Genomic DNA, 26,719 nt, shown 5'->3' on the forward strand with positions numbered 1-26,719 from the left:
AATTCATCAGGACGTTTCAAAAAATGCAGATACTTTCCGGCGGCACCGCGACTTTAACGCTGTCGCCCACTTTGTGCCGCTGCAAGTCATCTCTGTGCAAGTTTTGTCGGCGAAGGGCGATCGAGCTTTTGGCAGTCAGGCGCACCTTATAACGCGTGTCAGTACCAATATAAATCGCCTCTTCTACTACTCCGGGCCAGATATTTTCAGCCTGATAATTAGCCGGGTAAATAGCAGCTTTTTCCGGCCGCAACACCAGAGTAACAACTTTCCCAGCGGGCAAATTTTCTGATGTCGCAACTAACACGGGCAACTGCTGGTCAACCAACACGATTATTTTACCCTCTTGCTTTTCTACTACTCGCCCGGTCAAGAAATTGCTCTCCCCAATAAAATCAGCAACGAACTGCGTTTTAGGATATTCATAAATATCCACAGGCGTCCCGACTTGTTGCAGTTTTCCTCCATCCATCACAGCAATTCTATCCGACATTGTGAGAGCTTCTTCTTGGTCGTGAGTCACATAAATAAATGTAATTCCCAATTGGCGCTGCATTTTTTTTAATTCTAATTGCATCTCTTTACGCAATTTTAAATCCAGCGCTCCTAAGGGCTCGTCCAACAGCAAAACAGAAGGCTCTTTGACCAACGCCCTCGCCAGCGCTACTCGCTGCTGCTGTCCTCCTGAGAGTTGGCGGGGATAGCGTTTTTCTACATCTGTTAGCTGTACTAATGCTAAAGCTCGCGCCACGCGATCGCGAATTGTTGGCGGGCGCAAATTCTCCATTTCCAACCCAAATGCAGCATTTTGTGCTACAGTCATGTGCGGAAATAAAGCATAGTTTTGAAATACCGTATTTACTGGGCGGTGAAATGGCGGGCGATTTTGCATCGGTTCGCCCTGAATGTAAATTTCGCCCGCTGTGGGAGTTTCAAAACCAGCGATCATTCGCAAAGTTGTAGTTTTTCCGCAGCCGGAAGGGCCGAGCAAAGAAAAGAATTCGCGTTCTTTAATTTGCAGGTTGATATTGTCTACAGCCAAGAAATCTTGACTGCGAGCGCTTTTAAATACTTTGGAAATGTCTAAAAGTTCTACGGCGTGCATTTTTATCTATCCTAGTAGGGATCGTTAGCAATTAAGCTATTGTGGATTTTAATTTAATTTTTAGTTATTGTAGGGTGCGTCAGGGCTGAATGTTCTGACGAGATACTGAATAATTTTCCCCCTGACGCACCCTACAGTTAGTTACTCGCTTTCTACTCGTTACCAAGCAGAGCCTGGTAACAAGCCAAATAATCAAACTATTTATTTTCTTGTGGGGTGGGCTTCTAGCCTGCCCCAAATCTGCAATTTAAACGTGAAAAATCTTACTTTCCTGCTCCTGCTTTAACTTCCGTCGCAGCTCGATCGTACAATGCGGTTGCTTTCCCAACATCCTGCAAGAATTTCATCTTAGCAAAAATCTCAGTCGGTGGATAAATTTGGGGATTTTTCAAATCTTTCGGGTCAATTAAACCTTTATCTATTGCTGCTTTATTCGGCGAGCCATAGTGGGTAAAATTAGAAATTGTCGCACCTACTTCTGGCTTCAAAATGAAATTGATAAATTTCTCAGCTAACTCTTTGTGTGGAGCACCTTTGGGAATTGCCATGTTGTCAGAAAAGACAATTGTTCCTTCCTTTGGAATAGCATAACGGAGATTGGGATTCTCTTTCATTACCTGAGAAATATCACCACTCCATTCCATTGTCAGGTTTACTTCTCCTTGATCCAGAAGAGTTTGACCAGTATCTGGGACAAAAGCTGCAATGATATTTTTATTTTTAATCAGTAAGTCACGGGCTTTGTTAATTTCTGCGGGATTAGTTGTATTTGGGTCAAATCCTAAATACATTAAAACGGCTGCAAAAGTATATCTAGCATCATCTTGCCATGCTATTTTTCCCGTATATTTTGGATCGAACATCGCCCCCCAACTGTTAATATCGCCCTTGGTTGCTTTGATGTTGTAGCCAATTCCCATTGTTCCCCACTGATAAGGCAATGAATATTTGTTTTCAGGGTCAAATGTTTGGTTCATCCATCTCGGATCGAGATTAGTTTTGTTAGGAATTTTGGCTATATCTAATGGTTCAAGTATATTATCGGCTGCCATGATTCTCACCATGTAATCGGCGGGAAATATGACATCATAACCAGGATTTCCCTGTTGTATTTTGGCATAGAGTGCGTCGCTGTTCTCGAAAGTATCGTATTGAATTTTAACATTGTTCTCTTTCTCGAATTGGGCGATCGCTTCTGGGGCGATATAAGTTGCATAATTGTAAATGCTGAGGACTTGCTGGTTGCCACCTGTGCGGCTGCATCCGAAAACCACCGTTGCACTCATCACAAACAAAAGTAAGAAAGTCAGGAGGCGTTTCATGGGTTTTTTTGGCTACATAAAACAATAATTATGACATAAAAAGCAATTTAGGAATGAGAATTAAATAACTTATAATTTGATGATTCTTGTGGGATGGGCGTCTCGCCCGTTCTTTATGGACGGGCGAGACGCCCATCCATAAATTTGTGTAAATTATTTAATTTGCGATCCTTAGTCAACTTTTCTGAACTTTTAGCGATGATACAACCAGCAATAAAGAAGCTAGCAACATCAAAGTTGAGATGGCATTAATTGCTGGCGTGACTGCAAATTTTATCATGCCATAAACCAATAGCGGCAGTGTCATGGAACCAACGCCGGTGGTAAAGAATGTCACGACAAAATCGTCCAGCGACAGAGTAAAAGCCAGCAGTGCCGCGCTGAAAATAGCGGGCAAAATTAGAGGGAGAGTAATCCGCAAAAAAGTCCGCCATTCGTTAGCGCCCAAGTCAAAGGCTGCTTGTTCTAATTGAGGATCGAGTTCCGCTAAACGCGCCCTAACAGTAATCGTTACAAAGGAAATATTAAAGACAACATGACCGATAATTACTGTGGGTAAGCCAAGATTGAGGCGGATTCCCGTGAGATTTTCTACGATCCGAAATGCCAGGGTAAAGAAAACTAGCAGTGAAATGCCGATCGTAATTTCGGGCATAATCACCGGCAAAAACAGTAAAGCTTCTACTGCTTTGCGCCCCGGAAAATGAAAGCGTTCCAGCGCTAGGGCGAGCATGGTACCGAAAATTGTTGCTAAAGCCGTCGAAATCGCTGCAATTAGCAAACTGTTGTTGAGTGCTGGCAAAATTCCGGCGCTGCTGCTGGTAGCAATCGTCGCGCCTGCATTGCTAAACAAGCTACCGTACCAATCGAGAGTAAAACCGCGCCAAACTGCGTTAAATTTGGAAGCGTTGAAGGAGTAAATAATTAAGATGAGAATTGGCAAGTAAAGAAAGGCAAAGGCTAGTGCAGCTTGTACCCAAAGCCACTGTTTGCCGATCGCCCGCACGAACAAATCTAGTTTTATTTTAGTCATTGGGCATTGGGCATTGGGCATGGGGCATTGGGCATTGGTCATTGGGCATTGGGCATTGGGCTATCTTAAGGTAAACATAAATCGCGCAGAGTGTACTGGTTATTGAGTTTCGTCAGACACGCGAAAATAAATTAAAACAGGAATCAAGATAATTGCAGTCAACAGCATGGAAAGCGCCGAACCAAAAGGCCAATCGCGAGATTTCATAAACTGATTTTGAATCAAATTTCCCACCATAATTGTTTTCGAGCCGCCCAATATATCCGGTGTAATGAAAGCTCCCACTGCGGGAACGAAAACCAAAATTGAGCCAGCAACAATGCCGCGAGTTGTCAGCGGTAAAAACACGCGCCAAAAAGTGCGAATATCATTTGCTCCTAAATCTTGAGCTGCTTCAACTAATGAAAAATTGAAGCGTTCTATGCTAGAATATAAAGGCAGAACCATAAAAGGTAAATAGCCGTAAATTAAACCGATCGCCACAGCGAAAGGCGTAAACAGCAAGTTTAACGGTTCGCTAATTATATGCAGGCTTTGCAGGGCTGTGTTAACCACTCCTTCGCTCCGCAGCAGCAGCATCCAGGCGTAGGTTCTCACCAAAAAATTAGTCCAAAATGGAATAATTATCAGCAACAGCAAGGCATTTCGCCAGCGGGGGGGACGGGTGGCGATGAAAAATGCGAGGGGATAGCCGACTAACAAACAAGCGGCGGTTGTCAAAAAAGCTAAAAAGAGCGATCGCCCAATTACCCCTAAGAAAACCCCGTTAAACAAGCGCTGGTAGTTGCTGAGAGTAAATACCCAAGTAATACCGCCGTAAGTACCGCGTTCTAAGAAACTGTACAACAGTACAATTAGCACCGGCAGAATGAAGAAAACGATCAGCCATGCACTCGCAGGAAATAATAGCAGCAACAGGTTATATAATTTGCGATTTGCGATTTGCGATTTGCGATCGGGAAAGAGCGATTTCATAAGGGTTTCTGGCTACCCGTGGGTATAGGACTAATAATCCCACACATTTTATATCAAATCCGCAGGTCAAGCCGCAGCATTTATTTAGGGGTAGAATTCGGGGTTTTGACTGGGGGCGAGGGTAATTGGCCGTTTACGTCAACATTCAAGTTTTCGCGGCGGAATTGGAAGCGGAAAACCACTTTGCGATCGCCCGCTGCATTTTGAGTCGGATTTGCATCTAATTCTCCCCGTCCCGAAACTAATACTTTCTGCTGCAATTGGGCTTTTTTAGGAAAATTCACCTCATCGGAAAACATATAATTAGAAACAGCTAAAGCCCTGCGTAAACTCAGATCCAGATTTTTGGAATCGGAACCGTTGGAACTGGTATGTCCTTCGATGACAACGCGAGCAATTTGTTTTTCAAACTGTTGGTTAGCAAAAAGCACTTGACTGTAAATGGGAATGAAGGCTTGGAGAAACTTTTTGCCTTCGGGTTTGAGGACGGAACTGTTATTATCAAACAAAATGCGATCGCGAATGCTGACATCTCCGGTTCCGGGGTCAACCGTAAAAATATCTTTGTCTCCAACTTTTCCCTCTAAAGCATTGACAATAATCTGGGGTAGTCCTTCAAATGCCTTTTGATATTGCTGCAATTCCTGTCGCAGTTTTTCCACCTGAAGGATTTTTGCATCGAGCATTTTCGCCTTTTCGCTGAGTTGAATCTGCACGGTGATGAACAGGAGGGCGAACAACATCAGCAAGCCGGACATTAAATCACCGATGGATAGCAGTACGCTGGAATCTTCCTCTTCTTCTGTTTCTGGTGCGTTGTCTAAATCGGATAAATTTCTCATTTTTGCATTGTTAATTAGTTTGTAGTGAGGACTTTAGTCCTGAACCTATTTCTAAATATCATCCCAAGCGCGACCATAGTCTTTAACTGGATATTCATTCCACAAATGACGCAGCCATTCCCGTCCATAATATTTCAAATACCAGTGAATACTGCTTTGAGCGTAATCATAAGGAGACTTTACCCATAGGTGTTTGACAGGATTGTTGTGGATATAATTGAGTGTTGTATAGTAATGCCGTTCGGAACGAATAGCTCTATCACTGTAACTATACCAAACTGTTCGACCACCTGTAGCTCCATCTTCCAGATTCCATTGACGAGATATTGACCCATGAACTGCATGAAATAATTTACTTAAATGGTTAAAGTTCGCAACCTGTACCAAAAGATGATAGTGATTGGGCAATACAACCCAGGCGAGTATTTCTATACCTTTAGTTACAAATGCTTCAAATAGCCGATCTAGGAGTTGCTGGCGGCGAGATTGATCTACCATGTAATACTTATGTTGGTAACAGGTGCCTGTCAGCAGGTAAAAAGTGCGATCGCGTATTAGATGTGGTGGTCTGTGGGGTGGGTAGCCTTTGGCTAAGCGTTGTCGAACTAATTCAGCACGTTGTTGTGGTGTCAGCGTCCGGTACTCGTACATGATATGTTGATTTGAAATTTGGTAGTAAGGACTTGGGATCTCATTATAAATATAGCTTTTCCTGGTTCCTATAGGTTCGTAGTGAGGACTGAAGTCCTTCTTATTGCGGACTGAAGTCCTCACTACAAACCTTAATCTTGGGTTCGTAGTGAGGACTTCAGTCCTTCTTATTGCGGACTAAAGTCCTCACTACAAACCTTAATCTTGGGTTCGTAGTGAGGACTTCAGTCCTTCTTATTGCGGACTAAAGTCCTCACTACAAACCTTAATCTTGGGTTCGTAGTGAGGACTTCAGTCCTTCTTATTGCGGACTAAAGTCCTCACTACAAACCTTAATCTTGGGTTCGTAGTGAGGACTTCAGTCCTTCTTATTGCGGACTAAAGTCCTCACTACAAACCTTAATCTTGGGTTCGTAGTGAGGACTTCAGTCCTTCTTATTGCGGACTAAAGTCCTCACTACAAACCTTGCTGTTAAAAGTTTATTTCTTCGTCCCCAAATTATCAGCCGCCGCTACCAAATAATGAGCAACCTGCATCAAACCGTCGGAACTTTCTTGCAATCCAGTACACACTTTCGCCATCGAAGAATCCGCTTCTTCAAAAAACTTGTGCTGCGATGACGTAGTTGTTTCCAAATAGCCCATTAATTGATTGTTGCCCAACTGTAGCGCGCGATCGAACTGACTTGTCATGTTTTGATAGGCACTCTCAACCCGCTGCACTTGTTCTTGTTCTGCTTGCAAAGCTGCATTTAATTGATTCACCAAATTTGTATAGGTAGTTTGCATTCTTTCTCCTTCTGTATTGAACTGATTCGCCATTTTTTCATAAACGCTTTCTACCCGCAGCACTTCTTGTCCGGTAATCTTTGCTAATTCCTGCAACTGTGCCAAACGCTGGCTGGAATTCAAGCCCACAGAATTAGCAAACTGACTGACTTCAGAGGCTGTTGTTAAAATTTGACTCATACTTTGGTCAACTTGCTGCGACATCAATTTGCGTTTCTCCGATTCTTCTTGAAAAACTTTTTGCAAGCCGAGTACAACCTGCGCTAGACCTTTTTGCTGCTTACCTAAAGTACCTTCGAGTAAATTGTTTTGTTGGGTAAAGAATTGCTGGAGAGAGTCTTGATATGTTACCCGGAAGTTGTCTAGTTCTTCCTGGACTGTGACGCGAGTGTTTTGCAGCATGGAGTCAACATTCTGCAAGCTTCCCACCAAATTTTCTCGCGCTGTGTCCATCAGTCCCGATGCTTCATCACCTACTACTTTGAGCGTGTCTGACTGAGTTTGGAAAGCTGTATGCGTTGCATTTAAAATATTGGTCATCCTGGTTTCCACACCTTGCAGCATTTCTCTTTCTTGTTCGGCTTGAGTGTGGAGAGATGCTTGCAAATTGTCCTGAATTCCTCTAAAGGTGTTGGCCGCTTCTTGGGCGCTTTCTTGAAATGCTGTTCTTTGCGCTTTCATGCCTTCAATGCTTTCTCCAACTCCCGATCGTATTTCGGTGGCCATTTCCTGCAAAACGCTGTGGGTGTCTGTCTGGAATTGTCCTAAAATCTGCTGCAAGTTGTTGGCAAATTCCTGTAACTGCACTAATGTATCTTGCTGGAAAGTTTGAATTGTTAGGATAGATTGTGCTAAACTAGAAGATATTCCGCCCAATTCGTTCTTGAGTTCTCTGACAGCTTCGGATGCTTCTTGAGTTAACTGAGCACTTTGATCCAATCGCCCCACAACAGGCTCAATTACTTCGGTGCGCAGCCCTGAAAGTAGGTTGTTTAATATCTGTTCGCCTTGGTCTGATTTAATCTGTTGGAGTGCGGATAATTCTTGGCGGATATCTTGGAAAACAGGAGTCATTGCTAAACCGATTTGTTGTCCTATCGCCTGAGAGTTGACATTGCTTTGCGCCTCGACGATTTGAGCAAATCCGGTTCTCATTGTCTCGATCGCAAGGGCGATCGCCTCCGCAGCATCCCCACCGCTAGAATTAGCACGGGAAAACAGTTGTTCGGGGGTTTGTAATTGGGCGATTTTATCTAATTTGTTGCGTAAATTGTCGCGTTTAGCAACCCGCGCGCGATCGCCCCACGCCAACACGATCGTAAATACACTAGAAGAGCCCAAACCCATCAGAGAAGTCGAAAACGCCGTTTTCATCCCCTCCAGCAACGTGCTAATCGAGGGTAGCAATTGTTTGGTATCTTCCAGCGAACCCAAGTTAACATCTTGCAAGCCGGTTTGAATGCCGTAAAATGTACCTAAAACCCCCAACGCGACTAAAACGCTGGGTACAAACCGCCACTGACTCCGAGGTGCCGATCGCCCTAAAATTGCCGGATACTGAAATAAGACAAACCGCCCGGATTTTACCTGCGCCCTATAACCCTCGCCATCGGGGGTTATTTCGCCCGCCAAGTGTTCGCTAAACCAGTCTAGCAGCAGTTTCCAAGTGTCGGCTGGTGTTTCCCACTGCTGCAATTCGATCGCCCCTGATGTACCGCTTTCTAGCTTCGATCTCAAATAGTTGACAGCCTCAAAAGTCGATCGGCTTTTGGCCGCCACATAACGCTGGTACTGCTTCACAGAAGTGTACTCGCCCCAAATAGCCCCGCACAGCAAAATCAGCGCCGCCCAGTGAAAAATGCTATTTTGCCAAATTACCCCAAAAACAGCAGTCAAATAATTAATTAATTGCATATTGACAACTCATTCTGTTTGTGTATTTTACTTTAATCTCAATTCTGGGAAAAACCAACCTTAACGTTTTAATATAACAGCTATCGCCGTCAAAAAAACCTCCTCTAACTTTCAGATAATTTATCTCATATAGCGCTTATCAAATGAGCTTGGTCAAGCGCGACCAATTCCCCATTACTAGACACACCTCAGCTAAATAACAAAATCTATATTTAACTTGATTTGATAAATCATGTCATCATAAATAAATAATCAAGAGGTACGCAATGTCAGCAGAATCACCAACCCCAAAAATAGTCATAGTCGGTGCCGGATGGGCCGGTTTAGGCGCCACCTATCACCTAGCCCAGCAAGGCTATGACGTAACTTTATTAGAAGCAGGCCCTCAGCCGGGAGGCTTAGTTGCGGGGTGGAAAACCGCAGGCGGGCGTTCCGTAGAAGCAGGCATTCACGGCTTCTGGTATCCTTACAAGAATATCTTTTCATTAGTCAAGCAATTAGGACTAGACCCCTTCACACCTTGGACTCGTTCTTGTCAGTATTCCCCCGCCGGGTTGGAAGTAGAATCGCCCATTTTTCAGGACGAGCCGCGACTTCCCACACCGTTAGGAACCTTCCTCTACACCAGATTTAAAAGACTGCCATTAGTCGATCGCCTTTCAGCCTTACCTTTACTCTACGCCGTCCTAGATTTCGACAACTCGGACGAAGCTTGGCGCAGGTACGATAGCGTCACCGCCCGCGAATTGTTCAAACAGTTTGGCGTATCAGCGAGGCTGTACCGCGATGCTTTTGAACCGATGTTATTAGTAGGTTTATTTGCACCCGGAGAACAGTGTTCGGCGGCCGCAGCTTTGGGAATGCTTTATTATTTCATTTTAGCACACCAACCAGATTTTGATGTAGTTTGGTGTCGCGGCACAGTCGGAGAAAAAATATTTCGCCCGTGGGTGGAACGACTGGAACAAATCGGCGCCAAAGTATTGACAAAGCGGCGAGTTACTGATGTAATAGTTGACAGCAACAACCGAGCGACGGGCGTTGTGTGTGGCGACGAAACCTTCGAGGCAGATGCAGTTATTTTTGCAGTTGGTGTCACGGGAATGCAAAAAATTATCAGCAGCAGTCCAGCTTTGCAACGCCGCCCAGAGTTTCGGGACGTGATGAATTTGGGCGCTGTTGACGTGTTGGCTGTTCGCCTATGGTTTGACAGAAAAATTGATATTCCGTTGCCTTCTAATGCCTGTTTTGGATTTAGTTCGACTACCGGATGGACATTTTTTGATTTGAATGCTTTGCACGACGAGTTTCGAGACGAACCGGGAACAGTTATCGAAGCTGATTTTTATCACGCCAATCAATTAATTACCCTGAAAGATGAGGAAATAGTTTCCCTAGTTCAGCGGGATTTAGCGACTTGCATTCCGGCTTTTCGGGAGGCTAAAGTAATTGACAGCAGCGCGATTCGTTTGTCGCGGGCGGTGACACATTTTGCACCGGGAAGTTATCAGTATTTGTTGCCTGCGGTCACAAGTTATGATAATGTATTGATGAGCGGTGATTGGGTTGTAACTCGTCACGGTTCTTGGTCGCAGGAAAAGGCTTATGTTACTGGTTTGGAGGCTGCTAATTTGGTAGTTTCGCGTTTCGGAATCGGGAAAAAAGCCGAAATTATTCCGGTGGAAGCTGACGAGCCGCACATTCAAATCGGGAGACAGATTAATCAGTTTGCTCGCAGTTTGACTAAAGCTGTTATTCCCGATTTTTGGCTGCCATAATCAGAAGGAAGAAGTCATTAGTCATCAGTCATCAGTCATCAGTAACTAATCGTAGGGTGCGTCAGGGGGAAAAGTTTTTAATTTACACTCAAGATATTCACTCCCCTGACGCACCCTACAATCACTACAATCACTACTAATCGTAGGGTGCGTCAGGGGCAAAAGTTTTTGATTTACACCCAAGATATTTACTCCCCTGACGCACCCTACAATCACTACTACAATAACTAATCGTAGGGTGCGTCAGGGGCAAAAGTTTTTGATTTACACCCAAGATATTTACTCCCCTGACGCACCCTACAATCACTACTACAATAACTAATCGTAGGGTGCGTCAGGGGCAAAAGTTTTTAATTTACACCCAAGATATTTGCTCCCCTGACGCACCCTACAATCACTATTACAATAACTAATCGTAGGGTGCGTCAGGGGCAAAAGTTTTTAATTTACACCCAAGATATTTGCTCCCCTGACGCACCCTACAATAACTGACGCACTCTACAATCTAACAACGAATGTCTAACAACAAATGACCAATGACTAAAAACTATCGCCGCCAATAAGGTCGGCCCTTCCAAAAAACTCCCACCGTAACTCCAATTAGTGCAGCTTCCGATAAACTTGCTAACAAAGCAGGTATGGGTAAAAATGACTTTAACACCAAACCCAAGAGTACACACAAAACTAAAACCCACAAATTAGTCCGGTTGAGCAAAAATTGCTGCTGCCAATATTCCAAAAAGTACACTGCTAAAGCTCCCATTCCCACTGCTGTGGCGACAGGTATCAATATCCCCAGGTAGGGGCTGTAGAGAAGTGTCAGGATGTTGCGGATTACCCGCGATTGCGTGAAACCCCAGGCTAAAAATAGCTCCAGTCCAATCACGATGGAGTTGACGAGGGCGGCAATTTGCAGCATTTCTCGCCAAGGTAAAAGTTTTAAGCGGCGCAGAAAATTGCTCATAATCGGCAAATTTGGTAGGTTGCTTTGATTTTATAACAGTTTTGTCCGGGCGATCGACATTCGATCGCTCTTTGTAACGTAAAATAAAGATAAATGGCAGTCTCTTGACAAATTCACCGAGAGCATCTGCCTGCTAGTTGTTGGAACCGTCAAAGGAAAAGAGTTATGGTGGAGAACACTGTCGATTGTGCTGTAGCTTGCGTCAACGGCTGCGTTTTGGGCGACAAATGCCCGAAGCGGGAGTACGCAGAATCAACATCGAACTTTATTGAAAATACTTCTCTCGACAAAATGCTAGAAATGGCAGAGGAAGCGCTGAGAAAGAAACGGAGGGAACCTCCCAAATGGGTAGTCCCTGATTTTCCCGAATAGAATAATCGCTCTTTGAAAACAGCATCGCCGCTTATAAAGCAATACTGTTTACTTAAGACTATTTATGCCCCGGAGATCCCCCTAAATCCCCCTTAAGAAGGGGGACTTTGAGAGATTTCTTGTCCCCCCCTTTTTAAGGGGGGTTAGGGGGGATCTTTCTTAAGTAAATCGTATTGGCTGATAAATGGCGATGCTTTTTGTTTTTGGGAGTATCTCATTAAATGCCGGATTTATAGGTTAATTTTTTACAGTCTTAGACGGATTTTTTCGCTCACAAACCTGCTTTTTTATCGGTTCTGGGGCGCCACAAGGGAAATGATTAGCGGCTTCCTATTTGGGAACCGGAGACTGCCATTTCTCGCATTTTTTGGGAAATGGGAAGTTCGATCGCAAATTCGGTTCCTTGGCCCGGTGTCGAACAACACCGCAAACTCCCGCCGTGCTTTTCTGTGACAATGTGCCAGCTAATTGACAGGCCGATTCCCGTACCTTTTCCCGCAGGCTTTGTGGTAAAAAACGGGTCAAAAATACGATCGCACAATTCCTCGCTGATTCCCGGCCCGCTGTCATAAATTTTAATACTTGCGGTGTTGGCGTTGCTGACTTTCGTACAAATCCGAATCCGGTGGGGCCTGGATTGAATTTCCTCGAAAGTTTTTTCACTGCTGGATTCTTCTATCGCATCGATCGCATTAGCTAAAATATTCATAAATACCTGATTGAGCTCGCCGCCGCAGCACTCTATATCTTTTAAATCGGGATCGTACTCTTTAATCACCTCAATCCCGGGACGGTTCGCCTTAAATTTCAGCCGATTTTGCAAAATCATCAGCGTGCTGTCAATACCTTCATGAAGATTAATCGGCTGCATTTCCCGGCCTTCTTGCCGCGAAAAATACCGCAGAGACAAGATGATATCCCGAACGCGATCGCCACCTACCCGCATCGAGTCTAGCATTTTCAGCAAATCATCCTTGATAAATTCTAGCTCCACCGCTTCTGCTGTTGATGTTATTTCGGGTGCGGGTTTGGGATAGTGTTGCTGGTAAAGATCGAGCACCTTGAGAATATCTTCAGTATAATCGCGAACGTAATTGAGATTGCCGCAGATAAAATTTACCGGATTGTTAATTTCGTGAGCAATCCCCGCCACCATTTGCCCCAAAGCCGACATTTTTTCGCTCTGAATTAACAGCGATTGAGCCTGCTGAAGTTCGTGCATTGACTTCTGCAAATTCTCCTGTGTTTGCTGCTTCTCCTTAACCTCTTCCTGTAACTGCTGGTTAGCTTGAAAAAGTTCCACAGTGCGCGATTCTACTCGTTTTTCCAACTCAGCCGCCATTTCTTCCAGGTTAGTTTGAGCGAGTTGGCGATCGACAATTTCCTGCTGCATCTGGACATTTTGCTGCTGAAGTTTTTGAGTCAGCCTGCGGATGCTCAGATGCGCTTTAACGCGAGCTAAAACTTCTTCATTTTGAATCGGCTTAGTAACGTAATCAACAGCGCCCAAACTAAATCCTTTCACCTTATCTTCTGTCTCATCCAGCGCCGTCATAAAAATCACCGGAATCTCCTTTGTCAAATCGCCAGCCTTCAAAAGCCGACAAGTTTCAAACCCGTCAATCCCTGGCATCAGTACGTCCAACAATATCAAATCCGGCAGGGAGTATTCAGCTTTTTTGAGAGCGCTCTCCCCCGTCCGCGCCACCAACACTTTAAAGCCGGATGCTGTCAAAAAATCAAACAGCACTGCCAAATTATTCGGGTTGTCATCAACGATTAAAATAACACTCTCTTCCCAAGGTAAGATGCTCATATCTTCATTAATTCCTGTATTGTTCTACGAATTCTAAAATCTTTTCTTCTTCAAAATTTTTAGCTAATTGATTGAGATTGTTGGCGAAAGAGACATATCTTGCATCCATTTGGGCCAATTTTTCTGCTTGTTTTTGAATGCCTCCTAAGTCACCCATCATTGCTAATTCAAAAAGTACAGCTATTTCATCGGCCGGAGGAGGGATGATTTTTTGATCGTGAATTTGAGATTGATTCTGGGAAACTTCTGATTCAGCTCTATCTTGCAACTCCTCGTAAATCCATTCTAACTCTAAATGAACTTGCAAGCAATTTAAAAGTTCCTCAGCGCGGATCGGCTTGGGGAGAAAAGCATTGCATCCTGCTGCTAAACTTCCCTGCTTTTCCACTTCCATAATGCTAGCAGAAGTGCCAATTGCCACCACATTTTGCAAAGGGGGCAACTTGCGAATTTGCCGCATCGCTTCAAATCCGTCCATGATGGGCATTACCAAATCAATCAAGATACAATCTGGTTGAAATTCTAGGGCTTTTTTCAAACAATCTTGACCGTCTGTCGCCTCAATTATTTCAAAACCCAACGGTTCTAGCAGGTGAATTAAAACCGAGCGATTTTCCCACATATCGTCCGCCACCAAAACTTTTTTCTTACTACCCTTAAAACCTTTGATAAATTGTGGAAAATTATTTGTATTTTTCTCAGGCTTATCTGCTGCTAGCAAATCTAATTCAAACCAGAAAATGCTACCTCTGCCTAAAGTGCTTTCTACTTTCAATTCACTGCCCATAATCTCGACTAATTGGCGGCTGATTGCTAATCCTAAGCCTGTGCCTTCAGTATGGCGGCGGGTATTACCAACTTGTTCAAAAGGTGCAAATATCTTTGGCAATTCATCAGCAGCGATGCCAATTCCTGTATCTTCAACTTGAAACCGCATCCTCAGGTTCGTAGTAAGGACTTCAGTCCGCGTTCCATCAAGGTTCGTAGTAAGGACTTCAGTCCGCGTTCCATCTCTTACAGCATCCACTACTGAAACCTTAAAAGTAACGCCTCCCCTTTCCGTAAACTTAACAGCATTGCCGATTAAATTAATTAAAATTTGGCGCAACTTCTTTTCATCTGCCGAGATGGCATTGGGAAGAGACGAAAGATATTCGCAATTAAAAGCGATATTTTTTTGACCTGCCCGGATGCTGCAAATGGCATTTATGCCTTGAATAAAATCTAAAAAATTAAACTCGGTAGGCACGATTTCCATTCTCCTAGCCTCAATTTTAGAAAGGTCTAAAATATCCTCGATTAAAGCGAGTAAGTGTTCACCACAGCGGTGGATAACGCTAATTCCATTCTGCTGTTGCGAGGTTAAATTTTGGTCGCGCTTAAAGATTTGAGCGTAACCTAAAATGCCGTTGAGGGGCGTTCGCAATTCGTGGCTCATGTTAGCTAAAAATTCGCTTTTGGCGCGGCTGGCATCTCGGGCGATGGCTTCGGCTTTTTGGCGTTCTTTAATTTCTTCGGAAAGCAGCGAGTTTTTTTCGTATAATTCTTGGGTACGTTCTTTAACTTTTGCTTCTAGGGTAAAGTTGTATTCTGCGAGTTGTTTGTTGGCAGTTTCTAAGTTTGTGTAAAGGCGGGCATTTTCTAGGGCGATCGCAGCTTGGGAAGAAAGCAGCTTCAATACTTCCAACCGATCGCCTGTAAAGGCGCCGGCGACCAAATTATTTTCTAGATAAAGGATGGCGGTTAATTTGCCTTGATAGACGATCGGCGCGCACAACACCGATTTGGGCTGAAATTCGGCGATGTAGGGGTCAGCGTTGAAAATTGCCTCGCTGCGGGCATCGTGGAGGACAATATCTTCGAGAGTGCGATCGACAAAATTGATTAGCGATCGCGGATACGCACCATCCAAGCCCGCGCCCGAGAGCACCCGCACATCCCCGCCAACCTCTCCCGCAGCTTCAATGACAAATTCACCATTTTTCGACGCGATCAAACACCCAGTTTGAGCCCCGGCATTTTCCAGCAAAATCCGCATCAATTTGTCCAGCAAAGCATCGAGGACAATTTCGCCGGAGATAGCCTGAGATGCTTTCATCACAGTATCGAAATCCAAAGCTTTGTGACTGTCAGTCAGGGTTGAAGAAGTTAAAGTCACAGTTGGGCGATCGTTAATTGTGAGACTATCACTTTCCGGCATCCGTGCAATTAACTGCGGATAGCGTTCCTCCAAATCAGCAACCTTAGCATTCGCACCCCAGCGGATATAACCGTAGTAAGCATCCGTCATGTAAACCTTAGCCACCTTCTCCCGGCCCGCCAACAGGTAAAATTCAGCAGCTAATTCATTGGCTAAAGCCTCTTCCTGAATGTATCCCTGTTCGCGGGAATGTTGAATTGCGCGATCGTAATAATCGATCGCCCGGTCTTTTTCTCCCAACACCCGCGCTTTTTCAGCCTCAACTAACTCATATTTGTGCTGGTAATTCATCGGTGCGTGGTGCACCCATTTCTGCATTTTTTCCTGATTCGCTGCTACCTGCATCAAGTATTTTTCTTGTGTTTCGCTGTCAGCAGTTGGATACACAGCCAGAAGTGCCAGCGAATAGTAAAAATTGTGCGTACCAATCATCATGAAGCCAATTGCTGCTGAAGCATATTCGGTCGCTAAAGATGCGTCAGCAACTGCTTTTTTGGGCTGTTTAAATACGTAATTAAGCACTAATTTAGCCAGATAAACATTAAACAGTGACATATAATTGTTAGCTTGTTGCAGCCGAGGCAACATTTCTGCTTCATTAAATTTTTCACCTATTAATTGAGATTGGTTTGCGGCTCTCCCTCGCAAGTTTAAAATAATTTGCCCCCAGATGCCCAGCAATTCCATCGAAAGTTCTTGTTTGAGATTTTGTACTAAAGTAAAGTATTGTACTTGTTTTTGTTCGACAATATCTAGTTGTTCTCCAATCAAAAAAGGGCAAGAGCAACTGTTTAAAGCAGCATAACTACTAAATTCTAAATCTCCCGTTTCCAGACCGCTTTGAACGCTCTCTATTAAGGGGGCAATTGTCTCTTTAGCGTGTTCTTTCCAGTGGCGCACAAAAGTGTTGAACAGGTGGTAAACTTTGCATTTAAATTGTTTGGCATTGAATTGCTCTAACAGCTTCAGAGCTAACTGTCCAGAATGATATCCAGCGTCGATCTCTCCTAATGCTCCAGCCAGCAGCAAGCCATACCAAATATAGGCGATCGCCCCAAGCGCTGAATGACCTCGTTTAATAGAAAAATCCACCATTGTGAAGATAACCCGCGACAAGAGTTCTGGTTTGGCCACAAAAACAGGAGAAACAACAGCCGAAAGTATCCGCATTGCGGCCAACTCATAGCCATCAGTCATTAGCGGAACGTTTTCTAGTTCCTCAAGCTGAGGTAACTTAATTGCAGTCAAGCCCTCTGGGGGGATTTCCGACAATGTAAATCCCAAAATTTCTAAAGCTTTTAAACCAGTATCGATGGCTTCAAGCATCTGGTTTTGAGACAAATAAGACTGGATTTGCAGTTCGTAAACCTTAACTTTGTCGAGCAGGTTTGTAGCTTGTTGCAACACGATATCCGCTAATTCTTGCGATCGCGCAAAGTTAGTATTGAGATATTCCGCCTCCGCCGCTTCTACATAAAGATTCAGCGTCAAGTCATAATCAGTCTGCCAACTTGAGCTGATACTTAGGGGCAGGGCTGTTTCATTCTCTTGTAGGGGCAATCCCCCCGTGGTTGCCCCCATACTTGAAACGACGAACAAATCGTTGGTGGAGGGGGTAGGCCCGCACCATCCACTACCCCTACAAAACCCTCGTTTTTCCGAATTAATCAGTTCCAAACCGACATTCAGATATCTGACAGCAGCTTCGTAAGCACTGGATGCTTTAGCTTTTTTTCCAGCGATGAGATTTAGTTTGGCTAGTTCGTCTTTGGCGGCTTTTTCTACGAGGAATTCAACACCGAAATTCAGTTGATTGACAATATCAAAGACATTTTCTTCAATCTCAGAGGCGGGAGTATTGTTGAGCAGCAGTTGACCGATTTTCAGATGTGTTGCTTGCTTGTCGCCATCGGGAATCAAAGAATAAGCCGCTTGCTGCACTCTATCGTGCAAAAACTTGTAATCAACCCGCACATCTTGCAGCCCCGACAGCCCCGTTTCTGAACCTTCAAAAACCAGCGGAATTTTGTAATCGTTGCTCAGTGGCAAAACTAGACCTGCCTGAAGAGTATCCCAGAGAGCTAATGCTGTTTCCTTCTGAGATTTTTCGCTGACAATTGCCAGCACTTCTAAATTAAACTGGTTGCCAATACAAGCCGCTAATTGTAATGCTGACTGCGCCATTACGGGCAATTTCCGAATATTGCGAGCGATTAACTCTACGACATTGCAGTCGGTAATGCCTATCGCTTGGATGTGTCCGAGATCCCACTGCCACGCACCCGATGGAAAATCGTAAACTAACAGATTTTCTTGATAAAGAGTTCTCAGCAACTGAGTCAAAAAGAAGGGATTGCCTTGGGTTTTGTTGAAAAGTAGCTCTGCTAAAAGTTTAATATTTTCCGATATTCCGCTTTTTAAAGTTTCCGAAATTAATTGCTCTACATGACTCAATTCTAAGGGAGCGAGAACAATATTGCTGATTCTTTCTGGCATTCTTGCCCCCGATTTTTGGATGTTTTCGATGGTTTGAATCAGCGGATGGGTGGCGCTGACTTCGTTATCTCGATAGGCTCCAATTAGCAGCAAATATTTGCTTTCTAAATCCGTCACTAGCAGTTCAATTAATTTCAGCGATGCGGAATCTGCCCACTGCAAATCGTCGAGAAAAACTACTAGCGGGTGTTCGCGGGCAGTAAACACGCTAATGAATTGTTTAAACACCCGATTAAATCGGTTTTGCGATTCTGTCGGCCCCAATTGCGGGACTTCCGGCTGTTCTCCGATAATCAGTTCGACTTCGGGAATCACGTCTGTGATAACTTTGCCGTTGCTTCCCAAAGCGGCTAGCAATTTTTGTTTCCAAGTTCCGATAGATGCTGCACTTTCTGTGAGCAACTGCCGAATTAATGACTGGAATGCTTGAATCACGGAAGCGTAGGGAATATTGCGTTTGAATTGGTCAAATTTGCCACCAATAAAATAGCCACGCTGCCGAATTATGGGTTTTTGAACTTCGTTTACTAAGCAGGATTTGCCGATGCCGGAGTAACCGGAAACCAGGATTAATTCTACCCCCCCTGCCCCCCTTGTTAAGGGGGGTGAAGAAACCTCAATAAGCCCCCCCTTAACAAGGGGGGGTTGGGGGGGTTCTACACCGCTAACTCGGTTAAAGGCGGGCGTAGGTGAAGAAATTTCCAGAAGCCCCCCCTTAACAAGGGGGGGTTGGGGGGGTTCTACACCGCTAACTCGGTTAAAGGCGGGCGTAGGTGAAGAAATTTCCAGAAGCCCTCCCTTAACAAGGGGGGGTTGGGGGGGTTCGACACCGCTAACTCGGTTAAAGGCTGCCAACAAAGTGGCGACTTCGGCTTCTCTACCGTAGAGTTTTTGGGGGATGAGGAGTTGACCGGCTTGATCGGCATTTCCGGCCGTAAAATCAGATATATTGCCACTAGCTTGGAGTTTGGCGAGACAAGTTTCGAGGTCAAACCTCAGCCCGTCGGCGCTTTGATACCTATCTTCCGCCGTCTTCGCCAACAGCTTCATCACGATGTCAGAGATGGCTTCGGGAATTTCCGGCTGCAAACTGTGTGGCGTGGGTGCGATTTTAGCGATATGACAGTGAACTAATTCTAAAGGGTCGATCGCGCTAAATGGCAATTCACCAGTCAGCATCTCGTAAAAAGTGACACCAAGCGAATAAAAATCGCTGCGATAGTCGATCGCCCGATTCATTCTACCAGTTTGTTCCGGCGAAATATAAGCTAACGTGCCTTCGAGCAAATTGGGATAGCTAGAAGTTGCGTTTTCTCGAACCAAGCGCGACGAGATGCTGAAGTCAGTAATTTTAACCTGATAGGTTTCAGGATGAATGATGATATTGTGCGGTTTAATATCTTTGTGAATTATTTGGTTTTGATGGATTTTACCCAAACTTTCAGCTAGTTGGATCGCTATCTTGAGAATTTGGATTAAGTTGAGTCTGGTCGCCTTTAAAAAAATCGATAAAGCCAAGCCTCCAAAGTCTTCGACTGTCAGCGCCACACCATTTTGATTGTTTTCTAGGCGGTAACAATTGACAATATCTTCAATATTTTTGAGATTTTTTCTGATTTTATATTCGTGTCTCAAACGGGTAATTTCTTCGAGAGTTGGATACTCGCTTTTCAGGGTTTTGACGATGACTGGCAAATTGTGTTTTTGCCATATTCCCCGATAAATCACGGTATTGACACCAGAGTAAATTTGTTCGGTGATTTGATAGCCTTTTAGCGAAATCATAGTTTAATAAATTTAAATTCAAAGGGTTTGCAGCCAATTTGCAGGAGTTGTGCTGTGGGCGGGAGTCGATCGCCTCTGTTAGACGGGTGATGGGCGCGGGCGATCGGCAAAACTCGTGAGATATAATCAACCTTAGTGCAAGTCTCACAGCTTTGTCATTAGCTATTTAGCTTAATATTTAAGTCGATCGTAATTACGTATTATTACGTATAATTAATGTGCTATATTTAACTTAAAAAGACTCGGCGGTTGAAACCGCGTCTACACAAACAAAACCCGCCTCCGCGGGTTGAATAACCGGCGGTTGAAACCGCCGTTAAAAGACTCGGCGGTTGAAACCGCGTCTACACAAACAAAACCCGCCTCCGCGGGTTGAATAACCGGCGGTTGAAACCGCCGTTAAAAGACTCGGCGGTTGAAACCGCGTCTACACAAACAAAACCCGCCTCCGCGGGTTGAATAACCGGCGGTTGAAACCGCCGTTAAAAGACTCGGCGGTTGAAACCGCGTCTACACAAACAAAACCCGCACTTCGACAAGCTCAGCGACCACCTCCGCGGGTTGAAGTCAAAAGACTCGGCGAATCGAATTCGCGTCTACACAAACAAAACCCGCCTCCGCGGGTTGAATAACCGGCGGTTGAAACCGCCGTCAAAAGACTCGGCGGTTGAAACCGCGTCTACACAAACAAAACCCGCCTCCGCGGGTTGAATAACCGGCGGTTTCAACCGCCGTCTTAATATTGTTCTCTTTGTCAACTGATTAACGCTGTCAACTGTCAACTGTCAACTGTCAACTGATTAACGCTGTCAACTGTCAACTGTCAACTGTCAACTGTCAACTGTCAACTAATCATTGCGAGTCAAGCCCTGGAGGCTAACTTGCAAAACCGACAAACCCAAAATCAGCAAAAACAACACTAGAGCGATCGTACAAGCATAACCGATTTCCAAATCCTTAAAAGCCCGTTCGTAAAGATAATAAACAACAGTCTTAGAACTATTGCGAGGCCCGCCCTGAGTCATAATATAAACTTCTTCAAAAACCTTAGTAGCAGAAATTGCCGAAATCACCGCCACCAAAACTAAATAAGGCTTCATCAGGGGCACAGTAATATCCCAATGTTTCCGCAAACCTTCCGAACCATCAATCGCCGCTGCCTCATAAAGTTCTGCCGGGATAGATTGCAGCCCCGCCAAATAAATTACCATGTAATAACCTAATCCTTTCCAGACAGTAACCGCCATCACGCTAAAGATTGCCACCTTCGGATTTGCCAGCCAAGAAACCGGAGGTAAACCCAACACTTCCCCCAACTGATTTAGCAATCCAGTCTCCGCAAACAGCCACTTCCAAGCAATCCCGGCGACAACCATCGAAATCACCGCAGGCGTGTAGTATGCCGCGCGAAACCAGTTCATCCCGCGCAGCTTTTGATTGCACAAAATTGCCATTCCCAACGGTAGAACAACCAATACAGGCACAACACAGATCAGATACAGCAGCGTATTGGTCAAAGTTTGCCAAAAAGTGCGATCGCCCCACAAGCGCTCAAAATTCTTCAAACCCACCCACTGCGGCATTTGAGTTAAATCGTATTCGTAATTAGTAAAACTCAAATAAAAAGCTTGCACCGCCGGCCATAACACAGTCAAAGTCAAAACAAACAAAGCCGGAAATAGAAATAAATAAGGTGTAGAATAGCGTCGGAAAAATTTCAAATACATAATTGGTATTGGTTAATAAATAAGACGGCGGTTGAAACCGCGCCTATACAAACAATGTCCGCCTCCGCGGACAGAAGAAAACAACGTAATTCCATTTGTCGCCCGCTCTTATTCTTCAACCCGCGGAGGCGGGTTTTGTCTGTGTAGACGCGAATTCGATTCGCCGTTTTCCATTCGCCATTTTATCTTATTCTTCAACCCGCGGAGGCGGGTTTTGTCTGTGTAGACGCGAATTCGATTCGCCGTTTTCCATTCGCCATTTTATCTTATTCTTCAACCCGCGGAGGCGGGTTTTGTCTGTGTAGACGCGAATTCGATTCGCCGTTTTCCATTCGCCATTTTATCTTATTCTTCAACCCGCGGAGGCGGGTTTTGTCTGTGTAGACGCGAATTCGATTCGCCGTTTTCCATTCGCCATTTTATCTTATTCTTCAACCCGCGGAGGCGGGTTTTGTCTGTGTAGACGCGAATTCGATTCGCCGTTTTTAATTCACCATTTTATCTATCTAATTCTTCAACCCGCGGAGGCGGGTTTTGTCTGTGTAGACGCGGTTTCAACCGCCGTTTTCCATTCGCCGTTGCAATCGGTGGACATTGCGCCCCTACAAACAATAGTTATTTCACCCCAGAAAACAAACGTTCCCAATCTCCCGGAGCAATAGAATTTTCCCCCTCTTTTACCTCAAAAGTAACCTTACAAGCCTGCGGTTGTGACAAAGCTTGCACGCACAATTCTGCAATATCTTCCCGACTAACTTTACCGCGAATATTGTCTCCTTGCTCGAAGATCAAAGCTTTGCCGCCCGGTTCCTCAGTCAAAGCACAAGGTCTGACAACAGTATAAGGTATGCCGCTCGATCGCACGCAATCCTCCCCTTTCAACTTCCAAGTCAAAATTCCGCCCAACATATCATTCATCCTGACAGCCGGCGGTTCCTCTTCCAAAATCAGTCCGGGGCGCCCTGGGCGCGTAACTCCAGCCGAACTCACCATCACAAATTGCGGCAAAGTCTGCCCGCCATCACCTTTAATAGATTCTAATTCCAGTTGAAACACACCGGGTGTAAATTTCGGATTTAGCGCGCCATCATATTCAAACTTGCTCAGCATTAGCTGAAAAGAATAAATACTGGTGGGATCGAATTTAGAGCCGTCTTTCACAGTTTTGGCGCGGAATACTGGAATCAACTTATCGAAGGGAACTGCGATCGTAATCCAGGTATTGTACACAGTATCGAACGAATAGCAATAGCCAATGCCATCCCATTTAGCCTCGCTACGCACGATCAATTTGTAGCGCTTACCATCCCCCTTGACCCGCATCAGGAAGCCGTTAAATCCTGTGAGATTGAGCGGAGAATCGAAGTTACGGGTGCGGACAGAAGCAAAACCGCCGGAGTTGGCGGTGGAAACATTGCCCGTGAAGATAGCTGTACTGTCTGTAAGTACGATCGAACTTTCGCTAGTCCCGCCCATCACCACATCATCGAGAGCGCCCCAAGTTTCCTTTAAATCTTGAGTAGGTTTTGTGAAGTCAAAAATGATTTTTTCGCCTGCTTTCATGAGCTGGCTGCGTACAGCTTGTACTAAATTATTCAGGCCTTTGTATTCCACAACTTCGGGAACATCCACAACTTCCGGCAGATAAAACTTGATGCCTTGATAGTATTTTTCCCTAGTTGGAGTATCTCCTTCTACAGGTTGAACTTTGGTACCCGTACAGGAGATAACTGCTTCCACGCCCTCAGTGACGCGCGCTGTTAGCGTCTCGGCGATAGTGATATCTCCCTCGACTAATTCGACATTTTTGCCAAGAATTTCGGTTGCTCTTTTAATATCTCTCACCAGACAGCGCACTTGATATCCTCGCTGTTGCAGCCGCTTGACAACTCGCTTCCCGACGCCACCGGTGGCACCGGCTACCAGTACGAGTTTGGGCTTGTCTTTTTTAATGTTGCTGCTGCTTCCGAACAATTGTTGCAGCCAGCTAATGCTGCCGATGAAGGGAATGACGCCGAAATAAGCCAAGGTTTTGACAAATCTGCCGGCATCCCATTGGGCGGTATTTTTTTCAGTCACAGTCGCTTCCTCAGAGTTGGCTCAAATCTACTTAGCTGCTTTTGTATTTTAATCGAATTTTAGATTTGTGCGTTGGCGGGCGATCGCACTTTTTTTTACTTGATACCATTTTTACAAAAGAATGCCACTTTAGCTGATATCCCAACCCTGATTCAGTAACTCATTCCCAATCTCCAATCCCCAATCCAAAATCTAAAATCTAAAATCTAAAATCTAAAATCTAAAATCATCTGACATGGGGTTTGAGATGAGTTTGGCTCAAGGGAATCTCAATAATCAACTCGGTTCCCTCTCCGGGGGCTGAGATGCAGCTCAATTTGCCGCCGTGTTGTTCTACCACAATTTCGTGACAAATTGCCAAACCTATGCCTGCACCTTTACCCACAGGTTTTGTGGTAAAAAACGGCTCAAATATTTTTTGGCTAACTGTTTCTTCCATGCCCCAAGCGTTGTCCTTAATCCTCACTGCTACGGCTTTTTGTCCCGGACAAACTTCTGTTACTATCCGAATTTGTCCGACTTTCACTGATGGTGCTTCGCCCCCATATGGGGGCGATATTTTTGTGTTTACAAAGGACTCTTCTAGAGCATCAATTGCGTTTGTGAGTACATTCATAAACACTTGGTTGATTTGAACTGCATAACACTCAACTAAAGGCAGAGAGCCATATTCTTTGATCAGATGAATTGTCTGGCGATTCCCTACGGGATAGCTTTGCTTCACGGGCTTCGGTTTGAGTCGGTTGCTCAAAATCAGCAAAGCGCTGTCCAATCCGTCGTGAATGTCAACGGGTTTAATCTCTGCTTCGTCAATTCTAGAGAAGTTTCGCAGCGACTGAACTATCTCGCGAATGCGGTGAGCTCCAACTTTCATAGAACCCAACAACTTCGGCAAGTCTTCAACTATAAACTCTACTTCTGCTGCTTCTATTTCGGCTTTAATTTCCAGCGAAGGCGATGGGTAATGTTCCTCGTAAAGCAGCAATAAATTGATAATTTTTTGAGTATATTCGTCAGCATAGCTAAGATTTCCGTAAATGAAGTTAATCGGGTTAGTGACTTCGTAAGCTACCGCCGCTACCAACTGTCCCAAACTCGACATTCTTTCGCTCTGCACCAATTGAGTTTGCGCGCGTTGTAGCTCGGACATCGCTGTTTTTAAATGAGCAGTCTTTTCGCGTTCTCTGGCGACTGATGCTTCTAGTGCTTTATTTAATTTTTCGAGCTTGTCTGCTTGGCGCAGCACGATATTTATCATGGCTTTTTTTAGTTGCAATGCAGCGTCTATTTCGCATTGTTTCCAGGGCAAAGATTTGCACTTTACATTTTCTTTCCACAGCTCGAAAGATTTCCTAGGAGACAGTCTCTGGCTGCCATCTACATCTATTTCAACGGGTTTATTGGGGTTGCCAGCCCAGTTTACGGTACTAATTACTTCCGGACGAAACCACAAAACGTATATTTGTTGACTCGGCGATATTGCGATAGCCAAACACCCGCTGGCTGTGTCTTTGAATTCCTCAGCTTCTGGATAGAATTTGGTCAGCGAGTCTGTATAAAATATTTCTTTTGCTAGGTGCTTTTGCACCCACTTAGTTAAATATTTGAGTGATTCTCCCGGAGGTGTTTGTCCGACTCGATAGCAATTGTCTCCAAATATTATTGCTGCTCCCAGGGCGTTGACTGCTTCCAGCAAATTATGCTGACATTTAACTAACACTTCCGATAAATTTTCGGAGGTAGATATGTCTTCAAAAATCTGAGTTTGAATTGATTTTAAGTGTAGTTTGTAGTCGTAGTCTTCGTTTCCTTCTTTTGATTGCAGTTCTAAGGACATTACTTGCCCGATAAATTCGCAGGCTGCGCGCACTTCATAGTTGAGGTATTTTGGTGTATAGTTGTGGCAAGCAATCAATCCCCACAGTTTTTTATCTTTGATTAACGAGATGGACATCGAAGCTGTCACGCCCATATTTTGCAGGTATTCTATGTGCATGGGGGAAACGCTTCTCAATACGCTGAAACTGAGATCGAGGGGCTGGTTGGTAACAGGATTGTTTGCTGAGACGAGGGAGACTGGTTGATAATTAATATCTGGTATTAACCTCAACCAATTTAACGAATATAGTTTTCTGGCTTGTTTGGGAATATCTGTGCTGGGGTAGTTTAAGCCTAAGAAAGCACTCAGGTTTTCTGCTTTGTCTTCAGCGATTACAGCGCCGTTGCCTTCGGGATCGAATTGATAGACCATCACTCTATCAAATTCCGAAATTTTCCTGACTTCTTCCACAGTCTGTTGACATAATTCCTTGAGATTTCTGGCGCTTTGAATTTTGCTGACAGTGGATCTCACTGAATGATAAAAGCTAAAAACTGAAAAATTTTCTGTGGTGGTTGCCAATTCTAACTCGACGATCAAAACTCCTTCTCCTCGGTGGAGGATCCAGTCAAATTCTAAAGACTTGCCTGCTTTTTCGACAGACAGTTTAATGGGATTGATGGTTTTTAAGTTGTCTTTCTGCAAACAGGCTTTGAGTTTTTCTAGCTGAGTGCGATCGAGTAATAAGCTTAAATCTTGACCGATCGCGCTTTTGGCATCAACTCCCAACAAATCTTGCGTATTTTCACTGATTTGCAGTATTTCTAGTTGAGGTTCTCGTACTACCAGGAGAACTCCGTGTGGCTGAATGTGCCCCGATATATGAATCGGCTCTCTGTCGCAGTTTGTCAAGTCCACTTCTTCGAGGGCTGGAATTTGAATTTGTCGCTCCATTGTCTCTGTTTTCCGCTGTAAAATTTCGAGAGAGTTATCTATATTTTAGATTTGAGGTCAGATGGGATTTTCGATAATCTGATATTGTTCGATCGCAT

At 44.5% G+C, this 26,719-nt stretch carries 15 protein-coding genes; 2 read left to right on the top strand and 13 right to left on the bottom strand.

The genetic code is table 11. The features are described 5' to 3' along the window. Nucleotides 1-16: 16 nt before the first annotated feature. The 7 genes from QZW47_RS10390 to QZW47_RS10420 all read right to left on the bottom strand — a co-directional run bounded on the left by QZW47_RS10390 (nucleotide 17) and on the right by QZW47_RS10420 (nucleotide 8,631). Nucleotides 17-1,105, bottom strand: coding sequence for an ABC transporter ATP-binding protein (locus tag QZW47_RS10390; RefSeq protein WP_293126771.1), 1,089 nt, complete (start codon nucleotides 1,103-1,105; stop codon nucleotides 17-19). A 263-nt stretch (nucleotides 1,106-1,368) separates the two neighbouring features. Further along, entirely contained in the window at nucleotides 1,369-2,427 is a 1,059-nt protein-coding gene (locus QZW47_RS10395; RefSeq protein ID WP_293126773.1) for a spermidine/putrescine ABC transporter substrate-binding protein, read from the bottom strand. A 175-nt stretch (nucleotides 2,428-2,602) separates the two neighbouring features. After that, nucleotides 2,603-3,460, bottom strand: a complete 858-nt coding sequence (locus QZW47_RS10400; protein ID WP_293126775.1) for an ABC transporter permease — start codon at nucleotides 3,458-3,460, stop codon at nucleotides 2,603-2,605. A gap of 99 nt (nucleotides 3,461-3,559) precedes the next feature. After that, nucleotides 3,560-4,435 carry an ABC transporter permease gene (locus tag QZW47_RS10405; protein ID WP_293126777.1) on the bottom strand — a complete coding sequence of 292 codons (876 nt, stop codon included), beginning with the start codon at nucleotides 4,433-4,435 and terminating at the stop codon, nucleotides 3,560-3,562. A gap of 80 nt (nucleotides 4,436-4,515) precedes the next feature. After that, nucleotides 4,516-5,277 carry an OmpA family protein gene (locus tag QZW47_RS10410; protein WP_293126779.1) on the bottom strand — a complete coding sequence of 254 codons (762 nt, stop codon included), beginning with the start codon at nucleotides 5,275-5,277 and terminating at the stop codon, nucleotides 4,516-4,518. A gap of 51 nt (nucleotides 5,278-5,328) precedes the next feature. Beyond that, the gene (locus QZW47_RS10415) at nucleotides 5,329-5,928 is read right to left on the bottom strand and encodes a transposase (RefSeq protein WP_293126781.1); all 600 of its coding nucleotides are present in this window, start codon (nucleotides 5,926-5,928) and stop codon (nucleotides 5,329-5,331) included. 480 nt (nucleotides 5,929-6,408) lie between these two features. Next, the gene (locus tag QZW47_RS10420) at nucleotides 6,409-8,631 is read right to left on the bottom strand and encodes a hypothetical protein (RefSeq protein ID WP_293126783.1); all 2,223 of its coding nucleotides are present in this window, start codon (nucleotides 8,629-8,631) and stop codon (nucleotides 6,409-6,411) included. A gap of 266 nt (nucleotides 8,632-8,897) precedes the next feature. Here QZW47_RS10420 and QZW47_RS10425 point away from each other — a divergent pair, with 266 nt between their 5' ends. Next, nucleotides 8,898-10,409: an FAD-dependent oxidoreductase gene (locus QZW47_RS10425; protein ID WP_293126785.1), complete on the top strand. Its 1,512-nt coding sequence runs from the start codon at nucleotides 8,898-8,900 to the stop codon at nucleotides 10,407-10,409. A 547-nt stretch (nucleotides 10,410-10,956) separates the two neighbouring features. On the opposite strand, the gene QZW47_RS10430 is transcribed toward QZW47_RS10425, so the two are convergent. After that, the gene (locus QZW47_RS10430) at nucleotides 10,957-11,373 is read right to left on the bottom strand and encodes a peptide chain release factor 1 (RefSeq protein WP_293126787.1); all 417 of its coding nucleotides are present in this window, start codon (nucleotides 11,371-11,373) and stop codon (nucleotides 10,957-10,959) included. Between the two features lie 165 nt (nucleotides 11,374-11,538). Here QZW47_RS10430 and QZW47_RS10435 point away from each other — a divergent pair, with 165 nt between their 5' ends. Then, on the top strand, nucleotides 11,539-11,745 hold the full coding sequence (locus QZW47_RS10435) for a hypothetical protein (protein ID WP_293126789.1): 207 nt from the start codon (nucleotides 11,539-11,541) through the stop codon (nucleotides 11,743-11,745). Between the two features lie 319 nt (nucleotides 11,746-12,064). On the opposite strand, the gene QZW47_RS10440 is transcribed toward QZW47_RS10435, so the two are convergent. The 5 genes from QZW47_RS10440 to QZW47_RS10460 form a co-directional block, all read right to left on the bottom strand. Next, on the bottom strand, nucleotides 12,065-13,561 hold the full coding sequence (locus QZW47_RS10440) for a response regulator (RefSeq protein ID WP_293126791.1): 1,497 nt from the start codon (nucleotides 13,559-13,561) through the stop codon (nucleotides 12,065-12,067). A gap of 7 nt (nucleotides 13,562-13,568) precedes the next feature. After that, nucleotides 13,569-20,042 (bottom strand): AAA family ATPase, encoded by a 6,474-nt coding sequence (locus QZW47_RS10445; RefSeq protein ID WP_293126793.1) that lies wholly within the window; start codon nucleotides 20,040-20,042, stop codon nucleotides 13,569-13,571. Between the two features lie 848 nt (nucleotides 20,043-20,890). Beyond that, nucleotides 20,891-21,769 carry a carbohydrate ABC transporter permease gene (locus tag QZW47_RS10450; RefSeq protein ID WP_293126795.1) on the bottom strand — a complete coding sequence of 293 codons (879 nt, stop codon included), beginning with the start codon at nucleotides 21,767-21,769 and terminating at the stop codon, nucleotides 20,891-20,893. A gap of 615 nt (nucleotides 21,770-22,384) precedes the next feature. Then, on the bottom strand, nucleotides 22,385-23,848 hold the full coding sequence (locus tag QZW47_RS10455) for a CIA30 family protein (RefSeq protein ID WP_293126797.1): 1,464 nt from the start codon (nucleotides 23,846-23,848) through the stop codon (nucleotides 22,385-22,387). 226 nt (nucleotides 23,849-24,074) lie between these two features. Further along, nucleotides 24,075-26,621, bottom strand: coding sequence for an ATP-binding protein (locus QZW47_RS10460; protein ID WP_293126798.1), 2,547 nt, complete (start codon nucleotides 26,619-26,621; stop codon nucleotides 24,075-24,077). Between the last annotated feature and the right edge of the window lie 98 nt (nucleotides 26,622-26,719).

The organism is Microcoleus sp. bin38.metabat.b11b12b14.051 (genome assembly GCF_013299165.1).
In the GTDB taxonomy this organism is placed as follows: domain Bacteria; phylum Cyanobacteriota; class Cyanobacteriia; order Cyanobacteriales; family Microcoleaceae; genus Microcoleus.